Source organism: Microbulbifer maximicatervae (SeqCode), from assembly GCF_056231245.1.
Genome location: NZ_CP174334.1, coordinates 3,583,673 through 3,604,683, shown reverse-complemented (window position 1 = coordinate 3,604,683; position 21,011 = coordinate 3,583,673). Strand labels below are relative to the sequence as shown.

The following is a 21,011-nucleotide window of genomic DNA, read 5'->3' as shown; positions in this document are numbered from 1 at the left end:
GGGGCTTTCAACCTTGAGCTATAGGGTTCTAAAAATGCAGGTAAACCAAGTATATCGCTTGTCCTCGTGTATATTTGGCTCTCGAATTGTTAGGTGTTCACTAATAGCTCAAACAAAAAAGGCCACAGATAGTGGCCTTTTTTAATTCTGTTTTAACCTTTTAGTTATACTTTTGGAGTTCTGGTGTTTGCTATCCACTCGTCAATAATTTCCTCCAGGGCATCCAGTGGTACTGGGCCGTTGGCCAGAACTGCATTGTGGAATTGGCGAATATCAAACTTTTCTCCCAGTTCTTTTTTGGCTTTCTCGCGGAGCTGTAAAATTTTGAGCATGCCAATTTTGTAGGCTGTTGCCTGGCCGGGTAATACGATATAGCGCTCGACTGCTTTAATCACATCCCCCTCAGGATTAGGGGTGTTTTCCATCAGGTATTGTATGGCTTGTTCTCGGGTCCACTTCTTGGTGTGAATTCCGGTATCGACTACAAGGCGTCCTGCTCGCCACAACTCCATGGCGAGGCGCCCAAAATCTGAGTAGGGGTCTTGGTAGAGTCCCATCTCTTTTGGCACCATTTCAGAGTAAAGGCCCCAACCCTCGGTATAGGCGGTATAGTGACCATATTTGCGGAATTTAGGGATATCTTGTAATTCCTGTGTGATAGAGAGCTGCATATGGTGGCCGGGGATACCCTCGTGGTATGCCAGTGCTTCCATCTGGTAACTGGGCATATCGTCCATGTTGTAGAGGTTGGCATAGTAGATGCCTGGGCGTGATCCGTCGGCAGCAGGTTGCAGGTAAAAAGCTTTACCGGCAGATTTCTCCCGGAATGGTTCTACCGCTCTCACATCGAGGTCCGCTCTAGGTTTGGTGATAAATAACTCGTCCAGCCTACCCTTCATGGTATCGATAATGGTAGTAGCCTTCTCAAGATATGCAGCTTTCCCCTGTTCAGTGGTCGGGTAATAAAATTGCTGGTCGGTGCGCATAAATTCGAAGAAGTTTTTCAACTTACCTTCGAATTTTACTTTACGCATAATTTCCCGCATCTCATCATGGATGCGAGTCACTTCTTCAAGGCCAATCCTATGAATTTCTTCGGCTGTCATATCGGTAGAAGTGTAAAAGCCGAGACGAAAATTATAAAAGTCACTGCCATCTGCCAGTTTCCAGGCGCCATCATCAGTAGTTGCGCGTATCTCAAGCTCTTGCAGGTAGTCGATTAGGGTTTTATAGGCGGGGCCAGTGTTGTCTTTTAGTGCTGTTTTAGCTTTATCTATTAAGGACTTTTTCTGTTCTTTACTGATATCGAGGTTTTCTACTTTTCCCTTAAAGTCAGCAAATAGAGGGCTGTCCTTTTTTCTATCAAAAGGAGCACCAGTAATTAGGTTTTGTGCATCTCCAATAACATAGGGGAAAACGAATTTTGGAATAGTGGTGCCAGCTTTGGCCTTTTCTTCCAGTTGGTCTTGCAGCTGTGCGAAATACTGGGGAATTCTATTTAATCGGGAAATATAAGCTTCGGCATCCCTGATGTTATCGATACGGTGCTGGCTGATAAGTGTTGAAGCGGCGCCGGTATGGATGGCGAACATTTGGTTGACTGGGTAATTATGATTTCGCCACTTATAGGCTTCGATCTCTTGTTGCAACGTGCGTTTTGCCAGTCGAAGATTAAGTTGGGTAGGTCGATCCAGTATAGCGGGATCAATTTTATTCAGCTCGGATAATTGACGCTTATTAATTTCATGGGTTTCTTGCGCAAATTCAGGAGTTAGATCATTCCATTTGCCGTACTCCTCTTTCAGACCCAAGAATGTTTTAAATTCAGGGCTGCGGTCTAGATGCTCCTGGAAGAAATTATCGAACAGCAAATTGACCTTCTTGCTGGCCTCGCTCATTTCTTTACTGACCTTCGGGGGAGGTGGCTGATTAAGTGCACTTTCCTCTAAGGGTGCAATCTTTTGTGCATCCGCATTGTTGGTACTGTCGTTGCAGCCTGTGAGAATGAGTGAGCTTACTGCCGCTGCAATCAGAGTTATTTTTAACTTCATGAGTACAATCCTTGCGTTCAAAGAGTAGCTCTTACTTTTTTATCATTATTTTTGCAGTTAATGGACTTTTTTATGTAAAAGCATCCCATTATTTGGTTTTGTGGATATAAATTCAGCAGAAAATAAGAGCGGTGCACTTTTTTGGTATGGGGAATACTGGGTATGTTTTATTTTGGTGCTTTTATACGACAGTGGCGGCTAAGGTGAGCTGAAAATAGGGGGGGTTGAAATAAGACCCCAGTGCCAATCATGCTGGGAGCTGGTGATTGTTTAATAAGAAGTCCGGAGTGTCATTCCGGACTTCCCTGTAAAACAATAAATGCCGTATTGTAAAAACTATACAGAATTATTACTTCTGCAATGCTCTACTGACGATAAGAAAAAGACAGACAAGTAGTTATCAGGTACTTATCTGTCGCTTCTATCATTTATTGTTGGGTTTTTACTTTTGCAACCCACTCATTAACCAGTTCTTCCAGTACATCCAAGGGGACTGGGCCACTGGCCAGGATAGTGTCGTGGAAGCCGCGAACATCAAACTGATCACCCAGTTCTGTTTTGGCTTTTTCACGCAGCTCGACAATTTTCAGCATACCGATTTTGTATGCGGTTGCTTGGCCAGGCATCACGATATAGCGCTCGATCGCTTTAACCACGTCGCCTTTCGGGTTCGGGGTGTTCTCTACGAGGTAGTCGATCGCTTGCTCGCGGGTCCATTTCTTGGCGTGAAGGCCGGTGTCTACCACCAATCGGCCAGCGCGCCACAGTTCCATAGCCAGGCGTCCAAAGTCAGAGTAGGGGTCTTCATAGAAGCCCAATTCCTTGGGTACCAGCTCGGAGTAGAGACCCCAGCCTTCGGTATAAGCAGTGTAACCACCGTATTTACGGAACTTGGGAATATCCTGTAATTCCTGAGCGATAGAAAGCTGCATATGGTGGCCGGGGATACCCTCGTGGTAGGCCAGTGCTTCCATCTGGTAAGACGGCATATCTTCCATATTGTACAGGTTGGCGTAATAGATGCCGGGGCGCGAACCATCGGGAGCCGGGCGCTGGTAGAAGGCCTTACCCGCAGATTTTTCGCGGAAGGCCTCTACGGCTCTTACATCGAGATCGGCTTTGGGCTTGGTGATAAACAGTTCATCCAGGCGGCCCTTCATGGTGTCGATAATTGCGGTGGCCTTTTCCAGGTACTCCGCTTTACCTTCCTCAGTGGTGGGGTAATAGAACTGCTTGTCGGTACGCATGAATTCGAAGAATTCCTGCAAGTTACCTTCGAACTTCACCTTGCGCATAATCTCGCGCATTTCGTCGTGAATACGGGCAACTTCCTTAAGACCGGTTTGGTGGATCTCATCGGCAGTCATATCCGTAGTGGTGTAAACACCGAGGCGGAATTTATAGAAGTCTTCACCGTCTGCCAGTTTCCAGGCACCGTCGTCAGTGTTGGCTTTTTTCTCAAGTTCTTGCAGGTAGCTGATCAACTTTTCGTAAGCGGGGCCGGCGCTTTCAGTCAGGGCCTGGCTGGCTTTATCGATCAGAGATTTCTTTTGATCTTCACTGATTTCCAGCTTTTCTACTTTTTCCTTAAAGTCTGCAAACAGCGGGCTGTCTTTCTCACCGTTAAAAGGTGCACCGGTGATCAGGTTGCGGGAATCGCTAATAACGTAAGGGAATACAAATTTGGGTACGATGGTGCCGGCTGCAGCATTGGCTTTCAGTTGTTCTTCCAGCTGGGAGAAATACTTGGGCATGCCATTCAAGCGGGCGATATAGGCCTCTGCATCGCTGACATCATCAATACGGTGCTGGCTGATCAACAGTGTGGCGGCGCTGGTATGGGTGGCATACATCTGGTTAACAGGGTAGCCGTGGTTACGCCACTTGTAGCCATCAATATCCTGTTGCCAGTTGCGTTTTGCCAGGCGCAGGCTCAGGCGGGTAGCGTCATCCAAGGTGGAAGGATCAATTTTATTCAGTTCCGCCAGCTGACGCTTGTCGAGCTCCAGGGTTTCCTTGGCAAATTCTGGGGAGAGGTTATCCCACTTATCGTAGTCTTCTTTTTTACCCAGGAAAGTTTTGGTCTCAGGACTGCGGGCGAGGTGCTCTTGGAAGAAGTCCTCGAACATCTGGTTTACGCGTTTGACTGCGGCTGGGTCCACTTTTCCTGCGACTTCTTGAGTCGCCGTGCTTTCCGTGGCTGTGGCGGTTGCACTCTGCTCGGCTGTGTTCGGGGCGCCGCGGTCACAGCCGCTGATTACCAGCGCGCTTATGGCGGCTGCGATCAGGGTTGGTTTCAACTTCATGAGCATATTCCCAGTGTTCGGTTCTTCGTTGCTAATTTGTGCCACTCCAGTGGCATTCTTTAGGTTGATTGCCTAAATCCCCCACACTTTATGCGGGATGTGTAGTGCAGATCAGCAGTTATTGTGCTGACTGGAGCAGCATTTGGCCAGTAGTGGGGAGAATTTGATTGAGGGGAGGGCATTAAGGAAATAAAAAAAGCGGGCACATGGCCCGCTTTTTCTGGTGACTTCGGGATTAAGCGAAGTTCTGGTTTACAAACTCCCAGTTCACCAGGGCCCAGAAAGCTTCCATGTACTTCGGGCGCAGGTTGCGGTAGTCGATATAGTAAGCGTGTTCCCAAACATCGCAGGTCAGCAGGGGAGTAACGCCTTCTTCAGTCAGCGGGGTTGCTGCGTTGGAAGTGTTTACAATGGCGACTGAGCCGTCAGCATTTTTTACCAGCCAAGTCCAGCCGGAGCCGAAGTTGTTTACAGCACTGGTGGTAAATGCTTCTTTGAACTGGTCGAAGCTACCGAAGGCTGCGTTGATAGCCTCGGCAATCGCGCCAGTGGCTTCGCCGCCACCGTTAGGGCTCAGGCAGTTCCAGTAGAAAGTGTGGTTCCAAACCTGGGCTGCGTTGTTGAACACACCACCGGAAGAGGACTTGATCACGTCTTCCAGAGATTTGTCAGCGTCAGCAGTGCCTTCCAGCAGGCCGTTCAGCTTGTCTACGTAAGTTTTATGATGTTTGCCGTAGTGGTACTCCAAAGTCTCTTCGGAGATATGCGGTGCCAGGGCGTTCTTAGCGTAGGGGAGTTCAGGCAATTCGAAAGCCATGGTGTTTTCCTTCCTTTGTCTGAGGGTTATTGGTGAGGGCATTCTACACGTGCCGCATCTCAGAATTAAGCCGGCGCGATGGATTAGGGAAGTTTGGGACGATTTCCTCAAACACAAGGGGGGAAGCTTTTGCTGTCAGCTCTATTCGACTGTCGTCTATTATTACTGACGACCGCTTACTTTTTCGTCAATTTTTGGTATAACTGCCGCAGAATTCGACGAATCTGAATGGATTCTATTGTCATATATTTCTGAAAATACGGTACCGGAAAGAGCAGCATAGAACTGGCGGGTACCGGACTCATCAGCACAGTTATCGGGTGTATCGAACCATGCAACGCAAAGAGCCCACACTGGGCGGCAGCGCCGCTCTTGAACCATCACTGGATCTCACTACCAGCGAAGAAAGGAGTGATTCACCAGAGCCCCAGGTGATCGTGGAGGAGCGCCGAGGTGGTTTCTCTTTCTTGGGTCTATGTGCCCTGATTATGGCGATGGGTGGCCTGGGTGCCTCGGGTTTCCTGTACCAGCAATGGCAGGACAGCCGGACCCTGTTGAGTGATGCAGAGACTCGTATTGCCGATGCGGAAAACCGTATTGCTGAACTGGAGAAGCGCTTTAGTCTCTCCGATGAGGAATCTACGGCATCGGTTGAAGTGCTGAATGCAAAAGCCAAGGAAAACTCCTCAGAGATCCGCAAATTGTGGGGTGTTGCCTATGACACCAACCGCAAGAGTATCTCGGCAAATAAAACAGCAGTCGCAGCTAACAAAAAGCAAGTTGCCGCTCTCAGCACCAAGCTCAGCGGCCTCGAGTCCAGCGTGAAGAAAATCGCTGCTGTAGAGGCTTCGCTGGCAGAGTTGCGCAAGGGCAATACAGATTCCCAGCGTGAGATGACCGACAAGCTTGCACGCCTGGAGCGCCAGCTGGCTTCAGTGCGCAGTGACCTGACTATGCGTGTCGGTGCGAATGAAGAGGCTGTAGAGTCTATTGATGCTTACCGCCGTTCGGTGAATAAGGATCTGGTGCAGCTTCGCGATGCGATTCGCTCTCTGCAATCCAGCGGTGACTCCACCGCTTCATCCATGTAATTTTCCGGTTGAGTTAAAAAAAGCGGACCTGGTGTCCGCCTTTTTTTATTCCGTTTTCCCTTAAGGTGAATGGGATTTCTGGGAATATCTGGGTCAATAACCCTACATTTCGTGTAGAATCGCCGGCCTCGAGACGTTAATCGGAGTTGGCAATGACCACTATCCGCCAGGATGATCTGATCGGCAGCGTGGCCGATGCGCTGCAATTTATTTCTTACTACCACCCACAGGACTTCATTCAGGCCCTGAACAAGGCTTATGAGAAAGAGGTCAACCCGGCGGCCAAGGACGCCATGGCCCAGATCCTGATCAACTCACGCATGTGTGCCGAGGGCCACCGCCCAATCTGTCAGGATACCGGCATTGTCACCGTGAAGTTGAAAGTGGGCATGAATGTGCGTTGGGAAGCGGACATGAGCGTTACCGATATGGTTAACGAAGGTGTGCGCCGGGCCTATCAAAATGCCAGCAACGTGCTGCGTGCCTCTATTCTGGAAGATCCAGATGGTGCTCGTAAGAATACCGGAGACAATACTCCGGCGGTGATTCACTATGAAATCGTTCCCGGTGATACCGTAGAAGTTTATGTGGCAGCTAAAGGCGGCGGCAGTGAAGCCAAAACCAAGTTTGCCATGCTGAATCCATCTGACTCGGTGGTTGACTGGGTGCTGAAGATGGTTCCGCAGATGGGTGCCGGCTGGTGTCCGCCCGGCATGTTGGGTATTGGTATTGGCGGTACCGCTGAGAAAGCGATGCTGTTGGCCAAAGAATCCCTGCTAGACCCCATCGACATTCAGGAGCTGCAAGAGCGCGGAGCCTCTAACCGCGCTGAAGAGCTGCGTCTGGAACTCTATGATTCCGTCAACAAACTGGGCATCGGTGCCCAGGGCCTGGGCGGACTGACCACTGTGTTGGATGTGAAGATCAAGGATTATCCTACCCACGCTGCCAATAAGGCTGTGGCGATTATCCCCAACTGTGCAGCTACCCGTCACACCCACTTTACCCTGGATGGCTCCGGGCCCGCGCGCCAGACTCCGCCTAAGTTGGAAGACTGGCCGGAAATTACCCGCGAAGCGGGCAGCAATACCCGTCGGGTAAACCTGAATACCATTACTGCAGAAGATATCCAAAGCTGGCAGCCCGGTGAGACCCTGCTGCTGAACGGCAAGATGCTGACTGGTCGCGATGCGGCGCACAAGAAAATGGTAGATATCCTCGCTAAAGGCGAGAAGTTGCCTGTGGATCTCACCGGCCGCTTTATCTACTACGTAGGCCCGGTAGATCCGGTGCGCGATGAGGTTGTTGGTCCCGCTGGTCCAACCACCGCTACCCGTATGGATAAATTCACTCGCACTATGCTGGAAGAAACTGGCTTGGCGGGGATGATCGGTAAGGCGGAGCGCGGCCCCATGGCAATTGAGGCGATCCGCGATAATAAAGCGGTATACCTTATGGCCGTCGGTGGCGCTGCTTATCTGGTTGCCCAGGCGATTAAAGGCTCCGAAGTTATCGCCTTCCCTGAGCTGGGAATGGAAGCGATTTACGAGTTCGAAGTAGAAGATATGCCGGTAACTGTGGCTGTCGATAGTCAGGGTGAGTCAGTACACACTACTGGCCCGTTGATCTGGAAAGCCAAGATTGCCGAAGGTGAGGTGTAACGCTTCCGCCATTTAAAGAAAAGGCCCCAACAGGGGCCTTTTTTATTGGAATTTATTGCCTTGCTTGGCTAAGTCCGCCAGCATCAGTTCGCGAATAATTGGTATAGGTGCACTGCCATAGCTCAGGAACATCTCGTGGAACCCCTTGAGGCTAAAGTTGTTGCCCATTTTCTTTTTGATTTCCTCGCGCAGGGCCAAAATATCTGTAAAGCCAGCAAAATAGCTGGTGAGCTGCACTTGGCTTAAGGTCGCCCTGCGCCATTTACCCTCTGCTTCAGCCTGTTGTTGAAAGGCATCCCTGACCATTAACTTCATCGCCTCTGCTTGGCTGATACCCTTTACCTGTACCTCATAATCCAAAATGGTATTAGTGATAGTGCGCAAGTTCCACTTGTAGTACATCAGCCACAGCTCGGGGGAAAAATTACCGTAACCCGCATCCAGCATCATGCGTTCCGCATAGACGGCCCAGCCTTCGATCATGGCAGTATTGCCGAGAATAGTTTTCAGGATACTGGGGGACTGGTTGGCGTAAACCAGTTGAGTGTAGTGCCCGGGGATCGCTTCATGGATATTGAGTATCTGCAGGATATAGTCATTGTATTCTCGCAGTAAGCTCTCCGCCCGTTGATCGGAGTAGGTCTCTATGGGCATCACGTTATAATAGGTATTTGCATTTTTATGGTAGGGGCCAGGTGCATTAATGGAAGCTACAGCAAAGCCTTGCAGATAGGCTGGAGTTGTTCGAACTACCAGTGGCTTTTCCTTGTCCAGGCTTAACAGTTTTTTTTCGGTCACAAACTCTGCCAGCTCCGGGATCTGTTGCTCTACTTTTTTCTTGAAAGTTTCTTTGGTGGCATGATATTGGGAAAGCTTGTTCAGCAGCTTTTCAATTTTTATCAGTGGCTCGTTGGGTGGGGAGTCAGAAGGAAAGTATTTTGGCCAGAGTTGATCGGCAAGCTTGGTCATTTTATCGTGGGTTAGCTGCTTCTCTATGATGGCGCGCTGGTATAGTTCAGCAGCGCTCATTCCAATATTGATATCAAACTGGAATTTTTCTTCGTAGAGTTTTTCACCGATACGAAAATCACGGAATTTTCCGGATTTAGTCAACTTCTTTTGCAGGTTTTGTAGGAAGTGGATATAGCTTTGTATCGCTAAGCGAGAATCGTGCATTCGCCGTAGGAAAATCTCCTTTGCGTCCGCAGGCATCTGACTTTCTTTAACCGTTTTTTCCAGCTCTTCGCCAAAGACTTCCAGTGAGCCTGTACTCTGTTGAATTGCTAATTCAAGCTGTGGCGCTGCCGGACGATAGATAGCTGCCTTAGCGGCCTGATAGTACTCGGGCACTTGCAGCATACGAGTGCTAACGGTATGTAGGCGCTTTAGAAGTGGCGCATAGTCGGTGTTTAGGATCAGGGCAAAAGAATGGGAAACATTATATATGGATGGGTCCCATTGGTATGACTTAAAGCGGGTATATTGCCATTGCAGTCGATGCAGAAAATTTTCTATAAGAGCGAGATTACTGCGTGAATTGATATTGAGCTGGCTTTTATCCAAGGCTGCAAATTTGCGTTCATAGATTTGAGCAAAGTCCAATACAAATTCACGATAACTCTTATCGGGCACCTGAAGCTCTTTGGCTACTTCATAGTAGCCTTCACTGAGCGCCCAGGATGGGAATAGATTCCATAGGCCGTGTATAAATTGCTGACAGAGCTGCTCGAATGCCAGGTTTGTCTCGGAGCGCATTTCCTCCAGGATAACCTTCTCTGGTGGAGGAAGGCGCTCTCTATCCACTTGCTGGCGCTCACAGGCCCCTAGAGATACTAGAAGTAGTAATAGACTGAGGTGTGCTTTCATGACAATCCTCACGTTAATCTGCCGATGTCGACCCAAGGCTGCGGTGGCTATAGATCGTCCAATATTTTTAGCATGCGGTTCCATTTTGTGATGGTAAAACCGGATAAAATGCGTTTTTGAGCCCTGTACTTGTTTCGTTAAGGGGGGGCGGGTAGAGTGAGGCCGGCCCAATTGAGCCGATAATAAACAAGGTTTTGAGGACCGATTCATGACCGAACTAGCTCAACAACAATGTGAAGCCTGTCGTGCCGATGCGCCGCTGGTGAGTGATGACGAACTGCCAGGACTGCTGCGGCAGATCCCTGACTGGACGCCGATGACCCGTGACGGAATCATGCAGCTGGAACGCGTGTTTAAGTTTCGTAACTTCAAGCAGGCTCTGGCGTTTACCAACCGTGTCGGCGCGATTGCTGAAGAGGTGGGGCATCACCCCGCACTGCTGACTGAATGGGGTAAGGTTACGGTTACCTGGTGGAGTCACGAGGCTAAGGGCCTGCACAAAAATGACTTTATCATGGCTGCTCGCACCGATGAGCAGGTGGATGCCGCTTAACTAGTATTTCTTGTGGCGCCTATATCCGGCTTCGGGAGGCGATGGACCATTTGAAATAGCACTCACCGGTTCTTGGTAATCTTAGGGCTGGTGAGCATCCCAATTTAGCCCCTTTTCCCCAAGACTAGGGGTGTCGTCTAAAGGGAGATAAGTCTTGTCAGAGTATACTTCAACGGTGACCTGGAAACGCGACGAGCAGATTTTCACCGATAATCAATACAGTCGCGCCCACACCTGGCAATTTGATGGTGGGGCATCTATCCCAGCCTCCTCTTCCCCCCATGTTGTACCCATTCCCTATTCAGTAGTTGAAAACGTTGATCCAGAAGAAGCTTTTGTAGCGGCTCTGTCCAGCTGCCATATGTTGTTTTTTCTATCGATTGCAGCCAAGCGAGGGTTTGTGGTTGATGAATATTGCGATGAAGCTATAGGAATTATGGGGGCCGATAAGGATGGTCGAATTGCTATGACTAAAGTTACCCTGCGTCCTTCAGTGCGCTTCTCCGGTGAAAAACAACCCAGTCGCGAGCAGTTAGAAAAAATACATCACCTTTCCCACAAACAGTGTTTTATTGCGAACTCTGTGAAAGCTGAAGTGGTGACAGAGATCCGGGAAGTTCCAATTTAAGGAGCCTATAGCGGTTTGGTTGTCGCTGGGTACTAGATAGGCTTGGCGGCACTATTAATTTGTTTATTTTTTTCGGTAATATATGTACACAATTATTGAGAAAGTAGCTTCTACCGAGGATTTCCTCAAACTGCGAGAGATAACAGGCTTAACCCCCAGAAGCCGTGAAGCAGCGGAAAAAGGCCTTCCAAATAGCTTGTACGGTATCCATATAAAAAGACAATCTGAAACTGTCGCTATGGGGCGGGTAGTGGGGGATGGCGCACTTAATTTTGAGATAGTGGATGTTGCTGTCGATCCCAAATTCCAAGGTGTTGGCCTGGGGCGTCAGATCATGGAGCACATTATGGCTTACCTGGATCGAGAAGCCCTTCCTTCAGCATATATTACGTTGATGGCAGATGTTCCCGAGCTTTATAGAAAATTTGGATTTGAATTGAGCCGTCCAGACACTGAAGGGATGTATCTTATCAAATAATGGCACAGAGCTATTATTGTGGATTCGAAGTTGGCTTTACATCAATGAACGAATGATTGATTCAGTGTTGGCTATATCGTTTATGGTATTGAAATTAGGTGTTGAATAGGTTGCTTGTGTTTCATCATACAGTTGATTCCTTTAATTGCGTTACTTTGGATCTCGAGAATTTTTCTGGTACGGAAAATGAGTTCTTGGTTGAACTGGTAGCCATTATAGAAGTATCCAGAGTTAACAGCCGAAAGTTGATATGGATAGATCTCCGAGATGCACTTACCCGGTTTATCCCGATATGCCTAAAGCATGGTTTTACATTTCATAGCTGTCGGGATTCTGCTACAAGGCTGGTTCTTAAGCTTCAGGAAGATGCATATGTTCCCTTCTACCCAACCCATACGGTGGGAGTTGGGGGATTCGTACTTCTTGATGGGCAACTGCTCTGTGTCCAGGGCCACAGTGCAGCATCGAGCCCGAAGCTGCCTGGAGGAACCGTTGATCTGGGTGAAAAGATAGCCGATGCGGTGATTCGTGAGGTTTATGAGGAGACCGGTGTGTCCTGCGAGTTTTCCTCAGTACTCGGATTTGCTACCCGATTTCCTACGAATTTAGGCTATACGGATATCTACTTCGTATGTGAATTGAGTGCCTTAAATCGGGATATTGTAATAACAGATACGGAAGAAATTAAGCATGCTTCCTGGGTAGATATTGACCACTATTTAAATGGAGGGCATATCTCAGCATTTAATAGACATGTAGCTGAAATGTCCATGCAAAGGCTTGGTTTAACCCAGGTCAGCCAGGATTCTTACAAGGATCCCTTCGCAAAGCAGGAAATATTTTGGACTAATGCCTAAAAGGTCCAAATGATTGGTTGAGTATATATCGCAGTTTAACCACTTACTTTTGAGGCAGGGGGAAAGACTAAGCTGCATTCTAAACACATTGTGAATTCTTCATTCTCATTGAGCCCAGAACGCGGCGTTTGCTTTTCTTTCTCTTATGATTATTAAATTATTAGTGGGTTAAATGGTTAGTTGGTGGAAAGATGGAGTGTTCCTATGAAAGGCAAATTTATAGCAATTTTAATTGCCGCAGTTTGGAGTTTGACTGCTCAATCCAATGAGTTAACTATTGGTGAGCGCAAGGTCATTGTCTCGCAAATTCTCGAAGAGAGAAGGGAGTATTGGATTTCTCTTCCCGCATCCTTTAAAGAAGGTGGATATAAAGATTATCCGGTTCTTTATTTACTTGATGCAGATTTTAATAGTTTCTTTCATGTCTTCACAGGTATGGTTCGGCAGCTGAGCTCTGATGCCACCCCAGTAATTCCTGAAATGATTGTCGTAGGTATCGTAAGCCAAGAACGTGTTAGAGATAGCTCACCTACTAGTTCGCTAATTGAATATGGCGGGCGTAAAAATTAGGCGCTTTCCAATACAGGGGGCGCTGATCAATTCCTTGAGTTCTTAATAGAGGAGCTTATCCCAGAGATAAACGCAGAATATCCGACATCCGGGTATCAAATTCTTGCAGGTTACTCATTTACAGGTCTACCTGTTATCCACAGCTTATATTCGGCGCCTGAAGCTTTTAATGCGTATATCGCTATTGATCCAAGTATGTGGTGGGATGAGCAGATTATGATAAAGCGATATTCTGAATTCCTACAAGGTAAATCAACTGAGAAGCGCAGGCTGTTTATCGCTACTTCAGAGAGAGTGGAAGGTGTATATCCTGATGAAAACTATGTTGCAGAATTTATTAGGCTGTTAAATGAGAAGCCCAAGAAAGGGCTGTACGTAGATTCAGTAACCTATGGGACAGAAGAAAATCATCATACAATGCCCGTTATTAGCTTTTATAGAGGGCTTCGATCAATTTTTGATGGTTATATGATCGATGATCAAGCTAGATTTCGCCCCGCAGTGAATGTTAAAAATCACTTCGAACAGTTTTCAAGAAAGCTCGGAGGAACGTTCATGTTGAGGGAAGATGTTATTAGTTTCTTTGGCTATGATCGTCTCTATAATGATCAGTTTGGCATAGATGTTGATAAGGCAATAGAGTTTTTCGAATTGAATACACAGTCTTATCCGGGTTCATATAAGACCTGGGACAGCTTGGCTGAAGCTTACATGGTAAAGGGGAAGAAAGAGCTTGCTATAGATTGCTTTAGAAAATCATTGTTAATTAATCCTGATAATGAAACAGCAAGAAATAGAATGGCTCAACTTGAGGTCGATTAGATTTATTTTCAGTAGTTATGCTTAACTTGGTGATCTGAAGTGCTGCCGTTGCCCTAAAGTCAGATCGCCAAGTTATTTTATGCTGTATTTTTCTGATTTCTATTGCGTTTGATCTAGTTATCTAAAATTAAGTTGTTCTCTGGATTGTAGTAGCAGTAATCGTAGTCCAAGTTCTTGCGAAAACAGTAGGGGTCTATAGCATCAGTGTTCGACCACAACCCAAGACCGTAGTAGTAAGCAAATTCCTGCTCGAGTTCAAACTCGCTGCCGCAATAGTATTCATAATTCCAGGCAGCTCCCCGTATTACCATTTCTTGATTGATATTGTACCCATTCACATGCAGATACCCAGTTTCCCGACCATAGATGTCTTTCCCTGTAGATTCAAAATCAACTGAACCAAATGACAATAGGTCGCTTAGGGTTTGAGTGGCTTCGGGGCCGTACGTTTGGGTGCTGGGGTTGGTCTCAGGGGCATCAATGCAGTTCAAGCGTATTTTTACATACTCATTGTCGACGTAACCGTGAACTGTATCGCCATCAATAACTTGATAGTTTGTTAGCGGAGCTGCCTGACTAGAAGTGGATAGGACCGCCATGATAAGTAATTTTTTCATTATGTTTATCCTCGATAGAGTTACATGGCGCAGCATAGGTGTGGGTTGTTACGGGGCTATGTAGGAATGGTGATGGAAATATAAAGCTCTTAAATTTCTGATAAGGCGTTTTTTGATTTTTTGTTTTTGCTAAGAAGTGCATAGCGAAGGGGGTGACATTGGTTGGCAAATAACGTGGCTTTTTTGGCTGAATATACCTCGAGCTTAAAATATATTTGAATGAGATCGAGGGAGATGTGGTGGTTATAGAGAAAATTTTAATTCTAAAGTATGAATATCATGTGGGTTAAGTAAATATTATTTCACTTTCTTTTTTCTACTAGGCATTATTATTTTGGTTGCATAACATAACGAAGCGTATTCAAGGAAGCTCTATGAAGAAGTTAAAATATGCCTGGGTTATTCTCTGTGTTTTTATTGGTTTGCCGGCTAAGGCTTATGATCAGGAATTTGATTATTTTATAGAGGTATCTAATGCTGAGCTGCTTAGGCGAGATCCTGAGTTGGCATTGATTCATCAAGTGCATGAAGAAATAGGGCTTTTATCACCTGGCATTACACCAATATCTCTACAGTATAAAGCTAAAACACTTGCGTTATATGTCAAAGTGCTGGCTAAGTTAAAGTCATTTGATAGACGGAAGTTGAGTGAGGTGCAGAAGGTTGATTATGACTATTATTTATGGTTTTTAAAGAATTACTTGTCGGTTGAGGGGCAGCCTCAATTTAGAGTTAATGCATTTACTGCGATTAGTGCTTGGTATGTCTTCCAGAGCTTTAATCTTGATGATGTTAGTGGTGTTGAAAACTATTTAGCACAAATGAAACGCTTGCCTTCATATTATTCTTCAATAAATAGTTGGCTGTCTGTTAGGGCACGATTGGGAATAATTGATGATAAAGAAACAGTGATATGGGTTAGTGATACACTTGAATTTTGGAATGAAGTTCCTGAGCAAGACAACATCTATCTGTTATTTGAGTCAGCCGTAAATGAAATGGCCGTTTCTGACTTGCAAAAAGAAGAGTGGTTGCTCCAGTGTAAAGATATCTTAGCAAATCAGATAGCACCAGCCCGTGCAAAAGTATCTAGTAAGCTCTTGAAGTTGCTACCAAACGCACCCGAAAACCCTGGGTTTTCCCAGTACCCGGGAGGAAATGAATTTTACAATAGGCTGTTAAGTAGGTTTGTCGGTCTTCCACAAGATGCCCATGAAGCACATCAAATTGGGATTTCTGCTCTGAAAGATATTCACACTGAAATATATTCTGAGTTTGAATCACTTGGTTACGATGTCTCAAATGATTTGCCGACGCTATATGAGATGGCTCGCCGGGATTCACCGCAAATTGCCAGGGAAGATGTTCTGAGTGTATTTAAGACGTTGTTAGATGAGGCAGCAGGGAAAAGTGCTGGTCTGTTTCCTGATTTTCAGTACCCTGAATTGGAGTTCATAGAATCGCTTGGCTATGGGTACCGTCAGGCTAGCGGAGGAGAAAGTGCAGTGATCTTTGTAGATACTTCTGTAGATACCACCTTATTGGAATTGCCCGGATTTGTTTACCATGAGGGAATACCTGGCCACCATGCGCAATTTTCATTTACGGGTAATCTAGACCTGCCCCTATTTAGGAGTATTACCAATATTTCAGGTTTCTCTGAAGGTTGGGGGTTGTACGCAGAGCGTTTAGCCTTTGAGCAGGGTTGGCATGACAACAATCCGTATGGAAACTTAGGAAGATTACAAGCAGAGGCCCGCAGGGCAGCCCGCTTAGTGGTAGATACGGGTATAAATGCAAAAGGATGGGATCTAACTGAGGCCGAAGAATATTTTTCTCAAGCTACAGGGCTGGTAGAGTGGGAGGTTTTTAAAGATCTTAATCGCTTTGTTTTTCATCCCGGCCAGGCAAGCTCATATCATATTGGTTTTACACATATTCTTCAGTTGCGTCAGAAAGAGCAGGAGAAGGTCAATTTTGATATCAAAGAATTTCATGGAAAAATTTTGAAAAATGGCGTTATACCACTCAGCTTGCTATCCGATCAGTTTAGTGGTTCACAATAGGTTCTATTAGTTTTATTTATGGTGAGGGGGCTTTATTGAGGTCCCTCGCTTACTATTTTATATCTCTTAAATGTCTCATATTAATACAGCATTGGCAGGTGTTACCATAGATAAAATTCTCAGTTTCCATCTCTGTCTTTTTTTGGTCTGCTAATATACTCATTTGCTTCAAATTCCAAATCTTCGCATAAAGCCCTAATGCGCTTGCGCACCTCCGGGAAGTATTTGGCAGTCAGCATCCGTAAAATAGAACTTTATTTGGTTTTGATTTAGGCGCCTTCATCAAAGCGGATAAAGCTCACATTCTAACTAATGGTAGAGTTGTTGCTTGGCCAGTCATATAGTTCAGATTGATATTTCTGTAACTGAGGATCTAGTTGTTATGGCTCACAAGAAGCAAGTGCAGCGCCGCCGTACTGGTGAGAGTTAAGTTATCCCCTCGGATTAAGTCGCCCTCCTTCACCTGCTCTGTGGTGTATCCTGAGGTTACTTTTGCACTTCCACTAATCACATAGATTAAGTGAGTTTCATTTAAAGATAATTGTTCACCTGTTTTTAAGTGTGCAATGTCCATTAAAGTGCTGCTATCAAAAGTACTGCCTTTCTCGTCAATACCTCCATAAATACGAGTGGCGCCATCTAATGCCGGTTTGTAGGTTTTATACCCCGCAGGCTGGCCAGCTTTCTCTGGTAGCGCCCAGATTTGTAGCATTCTGTTTTGTTGTCTGTCTGGATTAATTTCATTGTGAGAGAAGCCCTCTCCCCCTGCACGTTGTACCTGAACTTCACCTGCGGCTAAATCCTTGCCGTGTTCTAAAGATCCCTCATGGCTGACCCGACCCTCGACAATGATAGAGATAACATCGATTTCACTGTGCGGATGCATACCCGAAGAGCCCTGGGGTAAATAGCGTGCATCAGCTAAATACACCATGTTGCCCAGTCCTTCAAAAGCCTCTGCTTTTTTGCGAGCACCAAATACGCGGCTATCAGTCACCAGTCGATGTTCAGTAATACCTGCGAAGCCGCCTAACTCCAGTGTGTCTCGGGCTAAAATTTCCATTTTTTTCTCCGGGTGGTTTGTCTGTTGCTGTAGTCGATGGAGTCATTCTAGATATCCCTTTTTGTTTGATATATGGTTATTTTTCGTAATCATTATTCCATTTTTAACAACAATAAAGCTTTGCAGGTTTCATAGGATGGGCCGTAACGTTGATTTGAACGACATGCTGCTTTTTATGGCAGTAGTGGATGCAGGTAGTTTTACCTCAGCTGCGGAACGGCATAATTTGCCTAAGGCAAATCTCAGCCGGAAAATTGCCAAGCTGGAACATGCTCTAGGAGTCACTCTGCTAGAGCGAACCACCCGCACACAAAGCTTGACCGAAGCCGGCAGTACCTACTTGCAACATTGCCGTCGAATACAGCATGAAGTCGATCTAGCAGAAAGCAAAGTCGGCAGTTTAGTGAGCAAGGCGTGCGGTAAGCTGCGGGTGGGCGTCTCTGTTGGTGTAGGCCATGCGATATTGAAAGATGTGCTGGGTGAGTTTCTACAGGCCCACCCTGATATTGAATTGGAGTTAACTCTATCTAACAAAAGAGTGGATTTGATTGAGGAGGGCTACGATCTGGTTATCCGTGTGGGAGAGTTGGTTGATTCTCGATTGATAGCCAAGAAATTAGGGAAAATTCGGCGCCGTTTATACACTAGCCCAAATTACATAGAGCGTCAGAATCTGAATGCCGAGTTAGAATCTTTGGCCGATTGCGAGTTTCTAATTATGAGCAGTGCACAGTATGGCGGCAGGTTGAATTTAACGAATGGAACTGATGTTCGAGAGATAATGATCGAGCCGAGAGTGAGAGTCGATGACTTCTTGATGCTAAAGCAGATGCTGGTTGATGGTTGTGGAATCGCAATTCTCCCCGACTATATGTGCCAACAAGAAGTAGCTGCGGATTTATTGGTGCCAGTATTTCCTGAGTGGGAGATGCCACCGGTGGATCTGTATGCGCTCTACCCACAACATCGACAAAAATTGCCAAAGGTGAGCTCTTTTTTGGCCTTTGTTCAGCAGGTGTGTATGAATCGACTGGGCTGAACGCGTTAAAAAACCTTTTCAAGATGCATATCAAGCTAACTAAATATGTATTTAAATATTAACTCGGTAGATAGCCCTTATTCGTTAGGGCTATCGAAACTTTAGCAAAGGTTTTTTCTGTAAGGTTTAATTCACCTGAAGAAATTCAGGTTAGCGTGGATACCGAGTGGCCCAAAGTAAAAACTCCCGGTTGCCATCGCCGCCCTTTATTGGACTGTCAATATACTCTTTCACCTCAAGTCCCAAGTCTTCGCATAAGGCAGTGATGCGCTCGTGCACCTCCGGGTAGTATTTGGCATCACGCACCAGACCACCCTTGCCAATCCCCTCCGGGCCCACTTCAAATTGCGGTTTAACCAGACTTAAGAGTTGTCCCGAAGGTTTAAGCAAGGCCGGTAACTGCGGCAGAATGAGTGCTTGGGAAATAAAAGAGACATCCATAACGATGGCATCAAAACCTGCGTCTCCGTGGGGGGCGATTTGGGAGGCTTCCAGGTGGCGTGCATTTACCCCTTCAAATAGGTACATACGGGGGTCATCCAGTAACTTCTGCGCCAACTGATCTCGCCCAACATCAACACCGACAACTGATGCTGCTCCCCGTTGAAGTAGGCAGTCGCTAAAACCGCCAGTAGAGCAGCCAACATCCAGTGCGTGCCACCCAGAGGGGTTTAGTCCTGTCTGGTCGAGGATGGCGGCCAATTTCAGGCCCGCTCGGGAAACATACTGGTCTTCCGGTAGGGGGGTGACTTCAAGGGCGCAATCTTCCGGAATGCTCTGCCCGGCTTTGCGCGCGGGCTGGAGGGTACCGCCATCGGATACCATGACCCTTCCGGCATCAATCAGTTTCTTTGCATGGGTGCGGGAGTTTGCCAGCTCTCTCTGTACAAGCAGTTGATCCAATCGGGTCATGTTTCGCGGTGCAATCCTGTTTACATAATTGAGAATACAGGGCCCATGCTAACCTCTGGCTCCAGCAGGTAGAAGTGCGGCTCCGCAAATTGTGGGACTAATCTTTAGTAAGGAGGATGTTAGCTGATGGCAAAAAGCGTTCTGGATAAGTTCAAAATTCGCAAGGGAAAGGTCTTTGAGGCGCCACTTGAGGGCGCCTTTGGGCGCCTGGTTACTCCCTTTGAAGAATTTATCCATCGCCAAAGCAGCAGTGGTATTTTGTTGATGCTATCTGCTCTGGCGGCGTTGGTTATTGCCAACTCCCCTTTGCAGGAGGCATACAAGCACCTGTTGCATATGCCCATCAGCCTCAGCGCTGGAAACTGGGAATTCTCTCTCTCCTTACACCACTGGATCAACGATGGCTTGATGGCGATCTTTTTCTTTCTGGTGGGATTGGAATTAAAGCGCGAATTTATGGTGGGAGAGCTGTCCGACCTTCGCCAGGCTGTACTTCCGGTGATGGCGGCAGTTGGCGGAATGGTGGTGCCGGCACTTATTTACGCTTCTTTTAATGCGGATAGTGGCGCAGAACGCGGCTGGGGCATTCCCATGGCCACGGATATAGCATTCGCTGTCGGCTGTATTGCCCTTTTGGGGAATCGGGTGCCTCGTGCGGTAGTTACTTTCCTGGTTGCGTTAGCCATTGTGGATGACTTGGGCGCAATTTTAGTGATTGCAATCTGGTATACCGAACAGGTGAATATCACCGCGCTGATTGCGGCGGGTTGCCTGGTAGTGATTATGTGGCTGCTAAAAGCGGCGGGGGTTCGCAGTTCTCCGGCCTATGTATTTGTCGGTGTGCTGCTCTGGTATGAGTTCTACCTGGCGGGGGTACATGCGACTATTGCGGGGGTGATTACGGCAATGGCACTGCCGGCCAAACCCAAATATGACCCGGTGGCCTTTAGTACCTTTGTAAAGGATATTATTCGCAGCTTTGACCGCTGTTTCCGTCCAGGCGATAAGATTATTGCTAACGATGCGTTGCGCGCCCGAGTGATGGCGCTGGGAAATGGCGTCAACCTGGCGCAATCGCCGCTACAGCGTATGGAAACCCGCCTGCACACACCGGTGGGTTTCGTAATAATCCCTATTTTTGCATTGGCTAACGCCGGTATTCCCTTTAGTAGTTTTACCAGTTCTTCGGCGGTGATAAACCCTGTCACCCTTGGGGTCATTTCCGGCTTGGTTGTGGGCAAGCTGGTGGGTATCGTTGGCGCCACCTGGATTGGCTGGAAGCTTGGCTGGGGCAAGTTGCCTAAGTCCGCCAATTTCCAACATATTGTCGGTGTTGCACTCCTTGGCGGGATTGGCTTCACTATGTCGATCTTCATTGCCGAGCTGGCCTTTAGCTCTGAATATGAGCTGTTGATCCAAGCTAAAGCGGGTATCCTACTGGCATCAGTAATTGCTGGAGTGGCGGGGTTCCTGGTATTGCGCAAAGCTCCGGTGGCCGATGAGTTTGAAGTTCATGGGGAGGGGGAGCCCCTGGATGAAGGTGGCAGCGATAGCCTTGGGGAAGGGGAGGACGTAGAACAGCAGCCCAGCCGCCAGGGTTAAGTTGTTTTAGCG

The 21,011-nt window shown here is 47.1% G+C and carries 18 protein-coding genes and 1 pseudogene; 12 read left to right on the top strand and 7 right to left on the bottom strand.

Translation table 11 applies throughout. The annotated features are described in order from the left end of the window. Nucleotides 1-164 precede the first annotated feature (164 nt). The 3 genes from ACJJIS_RS15725 to sodB all read right to left on the bottom strand — a co-directional run bounded on the left by ACJJIS_RS15725 (nt 165) and on the right by sodB (nt 5,174). On the bottom strand, nt 165-2,051 hold the full coding sequence (locus ACJJIS_RS15725) for a DUF885 domain-containing protein (RefSeq protein ID WP_444906079.1): 1,887 nt from the start codon (nt 2,049-2,051) through the stop codon (nt 165-167). 428 nt (nt 2,052-2,479) lie between these two features. Then, a complete protein-coding gene (locus tag ACJJIS_RS15720; protein WP_475708507.1) occupies nt 2,480-4,357 on the bottom strand; it encodes a DUF885 domain-containing protein in 1,878 nt (625 codons plus the stop codon). 235 nt (nt 4,358-4,592) lie between these two features. Next, a complete protein-coding gene (gene sodB / locus ACJJIS_RS15715; RefSeq protein WP_108732228.1) occupies nt 4,593-5,174 on the bottom strand; it encodes a superoxide dismutase [Fe] in 582 nt (193 codons plus the stop codon). 332 nt (nt 5,175-5,506) lie between these two features. Here sodB and ACJJIS_RS15710 point away from each other — a divergent pair, with 332 nt between their 5' ends. Continuing rightward, the gene (locus ACJJIS_RS15710; RefSeq protein ID WP_282931689.1) at nt 5,507-6,265 is read left to right on the top strand and encodes a coiled-coil domain-containing protein; all 759 of its coding nucleotides are present in this window, start codon (nt 5,507-5,509) and stop codon (nt 6,263-6,265) included. 152 nt (nt 6,266-6,417) lie between these two features. Beyond that, the gene (locus ACJJIS_RS15705) at nt 6,418-7,926 is read left to right on the top strand and encodes a fumarate hydratase (protein WP_413664798.1); all 1,509 of its coding nucleotides are present in this window, start codon (nt 6,418-6,420) and stop codon (nt 7,924-7,926) included. Nucleotides 7,927-7,968: 42 nt separating this feature from the next. Here the strand turns inward: ACJJIS_RS15705 and ACJJIS_RS15700 are convergent, their stop codons facing one another. Beyond that, the gene (locus tag ACJJIS_RS15700) at nt 7,969-9,792 is read right to left on the bottom strand and encodes a DUF885 domain-containing protein (protein ID WP_475708506.1); all 1,824 of its coding nucleotides are present in this window, start codon (nt 9,790-9,792) and stop codon (nt 7,969-7,971) included. A 208-nt stretch (nt 9,793-10,000) separates the two neighbouring features. Between ACJJIS_RS15700 and ACJJIS_RS15695 the strand changes: the two genes are divergently transcribed. From ACJJIS_RS15695 to ACJJIS_RS15665, 7 genes and pseudogenes are all read left to right on the top strand, one after another. Next, nucleotides 10,001-10,345, top strand: a complete 345-nt coding sequence (locus ACJJIS_RS15695; protein WP_108732232.1) for a 4a-hydroxytetrahydrobiopterin dehydratase — start codon at nt 10,001-10,003, stop codon at nt 10,343-10,345. 154 nt (nt 10,346-10,499) lie between these two features. Next, nucleotides 10,500-10,973 carry an OsmC family protein gene (locus ACJJIS_RS15690; protein WP_444932518.1) on the top strand — a complete coding sequence of 158 codons (474 nt, stop codon included), beginning with the start codon at nt 10,500-10,502 and terminating at the stop codon, nt 10,971-10,973. A gap of 82 nt (nt 10,974-11,055) precedes the next feature. Further along, nucleotides 11,056-11,451 (top strand): GNAT family N-acetyltransferase, encoded by a 396-nt coding sequence (locus ACJJIS_RS15685; RefSeq protein WP_413664801.1) that lies wholly within the window; start codon nt 11,056-11,058, stop codon nt 11,449-11,451. Between the two features lie 116 nt (nt 11,452-11,567). After that, the gene (locus tag ACJJIS_RS15680; RefSeq protein WP_475708505.1) at nt 11,568-12,308 is read left to right on the top strand and encodes an NUDIX domain-containing protein; all 741 of its coding nucleotides are present in this window, start codon (nt 11,568-11,570) and stop codon (nt 12,306-12,308) included. 204 nt (nt 12,309-12,512) lie between these two features. Continuing rightward, nucleotides 12,513-12,878 (top strand): alpha/beta hydrolase, encoded by a 366-nt coding sequence (locus ACJJIS_RS15675; RefSeq protein WP_475708504.1) that lies wholly within the window; start codon nt 12,513-12,515, stop codon nt 12,876-12,878. Between the two features lie 21 nt (nt 12,879-12,899). Beyond that, nucleotides 12,900-13,112: pseudogene (locus ACJJIS_RS15670) on the top strand (alpha/beta hydrolase-fold protein); the annotation flags it as partial. After that, nucleotides 13,095-13,700, top strand: a complete 606-nt coding sequence (locus ACJJIS_RS15665) for a tetratricopeptide repeat protein (RefSeq protein WP_475710363.1) — start codon at nt 13,095-13,097, stop codon at nt 13,698-13,700. The pseudogene ACJJIS_RS15670 and the gene ACJJIS_RS15665, both read left to right, overlap by 18 nt. Nucleotides 13,701-13,813: 113 nt before the next feature. Here ACJJIS_RS15665 and ACJJIS_RS15660 read toward each other — a convergent pair whose 3' ends face one another. Further along, complete coding sequence (locus ACJJIS_RS15660) at nt 13,814-14,317, bottom strand: thermonuclease family protein (protein WP_444906071.1); 504 nt, start codon at nt 14,315-14,317, stop codon at nt 13,814-13,816. A gap of 374 nt (nt 14,318-14,691) precedes the next feature. Here ACJJIS_RS15660 and ACJJIS_RS15655 point away from each other — a divergent pair, with 374 nt between their 5' ends. After that, the gene (locus tag ACJJIS_RS15655; RefSeq protein WP_475708503.1) at nt 14,692-16,383 is read left to right on the top strand and encodes a DUF885 domain-containing protein; all 1,692 of its coding nucleotides are present in this window, start codon (nt 14,692-14,694) and stop codon (nt 16,381-16,383) included. A 373-nt stretch (nt 16,384-16,756) separates the two neighbouring features. On the opposite strand, the gene ACJJIS_RS15650 is transcribed toward ACJJIS_RS15655, so the two are convergent. Then, on the bottom strand, nt 16,757-17,446 hold the full coding sequence (locus tag ACJJIS_RS15650) for a pirin family protein (RefSeq protein ID WP_475708502.1): 690 nt from the start codon (nt 17,444-17,446) through the stop codon (nt 16,757-16,759). Nucleotides 17,447-17,582: 136 nt separating this feature from the next. Between ACJJIS_RS15650 and ACJJIS_RS15645 the strand changes: the two genes are divergently transcribed. Further along, nucleotides 17,583-18,485, top strand: coding sequence for a LysR family transcriptional regulator (locus tag ACJJIS_RS15645; protein WP_475708501.1), 903 nt, complete (start codon nt 17,583-17,585; stop codon nt 18,483-18,485). A 150-nt stretch (nt 18,486-18,635) separates the two neighbouring features. Here ACJJIS_RS15645 and ACJJIS_RS15640 read toward each other — a convergent pair whose 3' ends face one another. Next, nucleotides 18,636-19,397: a TlyA family RNA methyltransferase gene (locus ACJJIS_RS15640; RefSeq protein ID WP_475708500.1), complete on the bottom strand. Its 762-nt coding sequence runs from the start codon at nt 19,395-19,397 to the stop codon at nt 18,636-18,638. 126 nt (nt 19,398-19,523) lie between these two features. Between ACJJIS_RS15640 and nhaA the strand changes: the two genes are divergently transcribed. Beyond that, the gene (nhaA, locus tag ACJJIS_RS15635) at nt 19,524-20,999 is read left to right on the top strand and encodes a Na+/H+ antiporter NhaA (protein WP_475708499.1); all 1,476 of its coding nucleotides are present in this window, start codon (nt 19,524-19,526) and stop codon (nt 20,997-20,999) included. Nucleotides 21,000-21,011: the final 12 nt, after the last annotated feature.

Coding starts and splice junctions, on each gene's coding strand:
- ACJJIS_RS15685 (WP_413664801.1), top strand. CDS start 11,056: ATGTACACAATTATTGAGAAAGTAGCTTCTACCGAGGATTTCCTCAAA.
- ACJJIS_RS15655 (WP_475708503.1), top strand. CDS start 14,692: ATGAAGAAGTTAAAATATGCCTGGGTTATTCTCTGTGTTTTTATTGGT.
- ACJJIS_RS15675 (WP_475708504.1), top strand. CDS start 12,513: ATGAAAGGCAAATTTATAGCAATTTTAATTGCCGCAGTTTGGAGTTTG.
- ACJJIS_RS15705 (WP_413664798.1), top strand. CDS start 6,418: ATGACCACTATCCGCCAGGATGATCTGATCGGCAGCGTGGCCGATGCG.
- ACJJIS_RS15710 (WP_282931689.1), top strand. CDS start 5,507: ATGCAACGCAAAGAGCCCACACTGGGCGGCAGCGCCGCTCTTGAACCA.
- sodB (WP_108732228.1), bottom strand. CDS start 5,174: ATGGCTTTCGAATTGCCTGAACTCCCCTACGCTAAGAACGCCCTGGCA.
- ACJJIS_RS15650 (WP_475708502.1), bottom strand. CDS start 17,446: ATGGAAATTTTAGCCCGAGACACACTGGAGTTAGGCGGCTTCGCAGGT.
- nhaA (WP_475708499.1), top strand. CDS start 19,524: ATGGCAAAAAGCGTTCTGGATAAGTTCAAAATTCGCAAGGGAAAGGTC.
- ACJJIS_RS15660 (WP_444906071.1), bottom strand. CDS start 14,317: ATGAAAAAATTACTTATCATGGCGGTCCTATCCACTTCTAGTCAGGCA.
- ACJJIS_RS15665 (WP_475710363.1), top strand. CDS start 13,095: ATGATAAAGCGATATTCTGAATTCCTACAAGGTAAATCAACTGAGAAG.
- ACJJIS_RS15695 (WP_108732232.1), top strand. CDS start 10,001: ATGACCGAACTAGCTCAACAACAATGTGAAGCCTGTCGTGCCGATGCG.
- ACJJIS_RS15700 (WP_475708506.1), bottom strand. CDS start 9,792: ATGAAAGCACACCTCAGTCTATTACTACTTCTAGTATCTCTAGGGGCC.
- ACJJIS_RS15725 (WP_444906079.1), bottom strand. CDS start 2,051: ATGAAGTTAAAAATAACTCTGATTGCAGCGGCAGTAAGCTCACTCATT.
- ACJJIS_RS15640 (WP_475708500.1), bottom strand. CDS start 19,397: ATGACCCGATTGGATCAACTGCTTGTACAGAGAGAGCTGGCAAACTCC.
- ACJJIS_RS15720 (WP_475708507.1), bottom strand. CDS start 4,357: ATGAAGTTGAAACCAACCCTGATCGCAGCCGCCATAAGCGCGCTGGTA.
- ACJJIS_RS15645 (WP_475708501.1), top strand. CDS start 17,583: ATGGGCCGTAACGTTGATTTGAACGACATGCTGCTTTTTATGGCAGTA.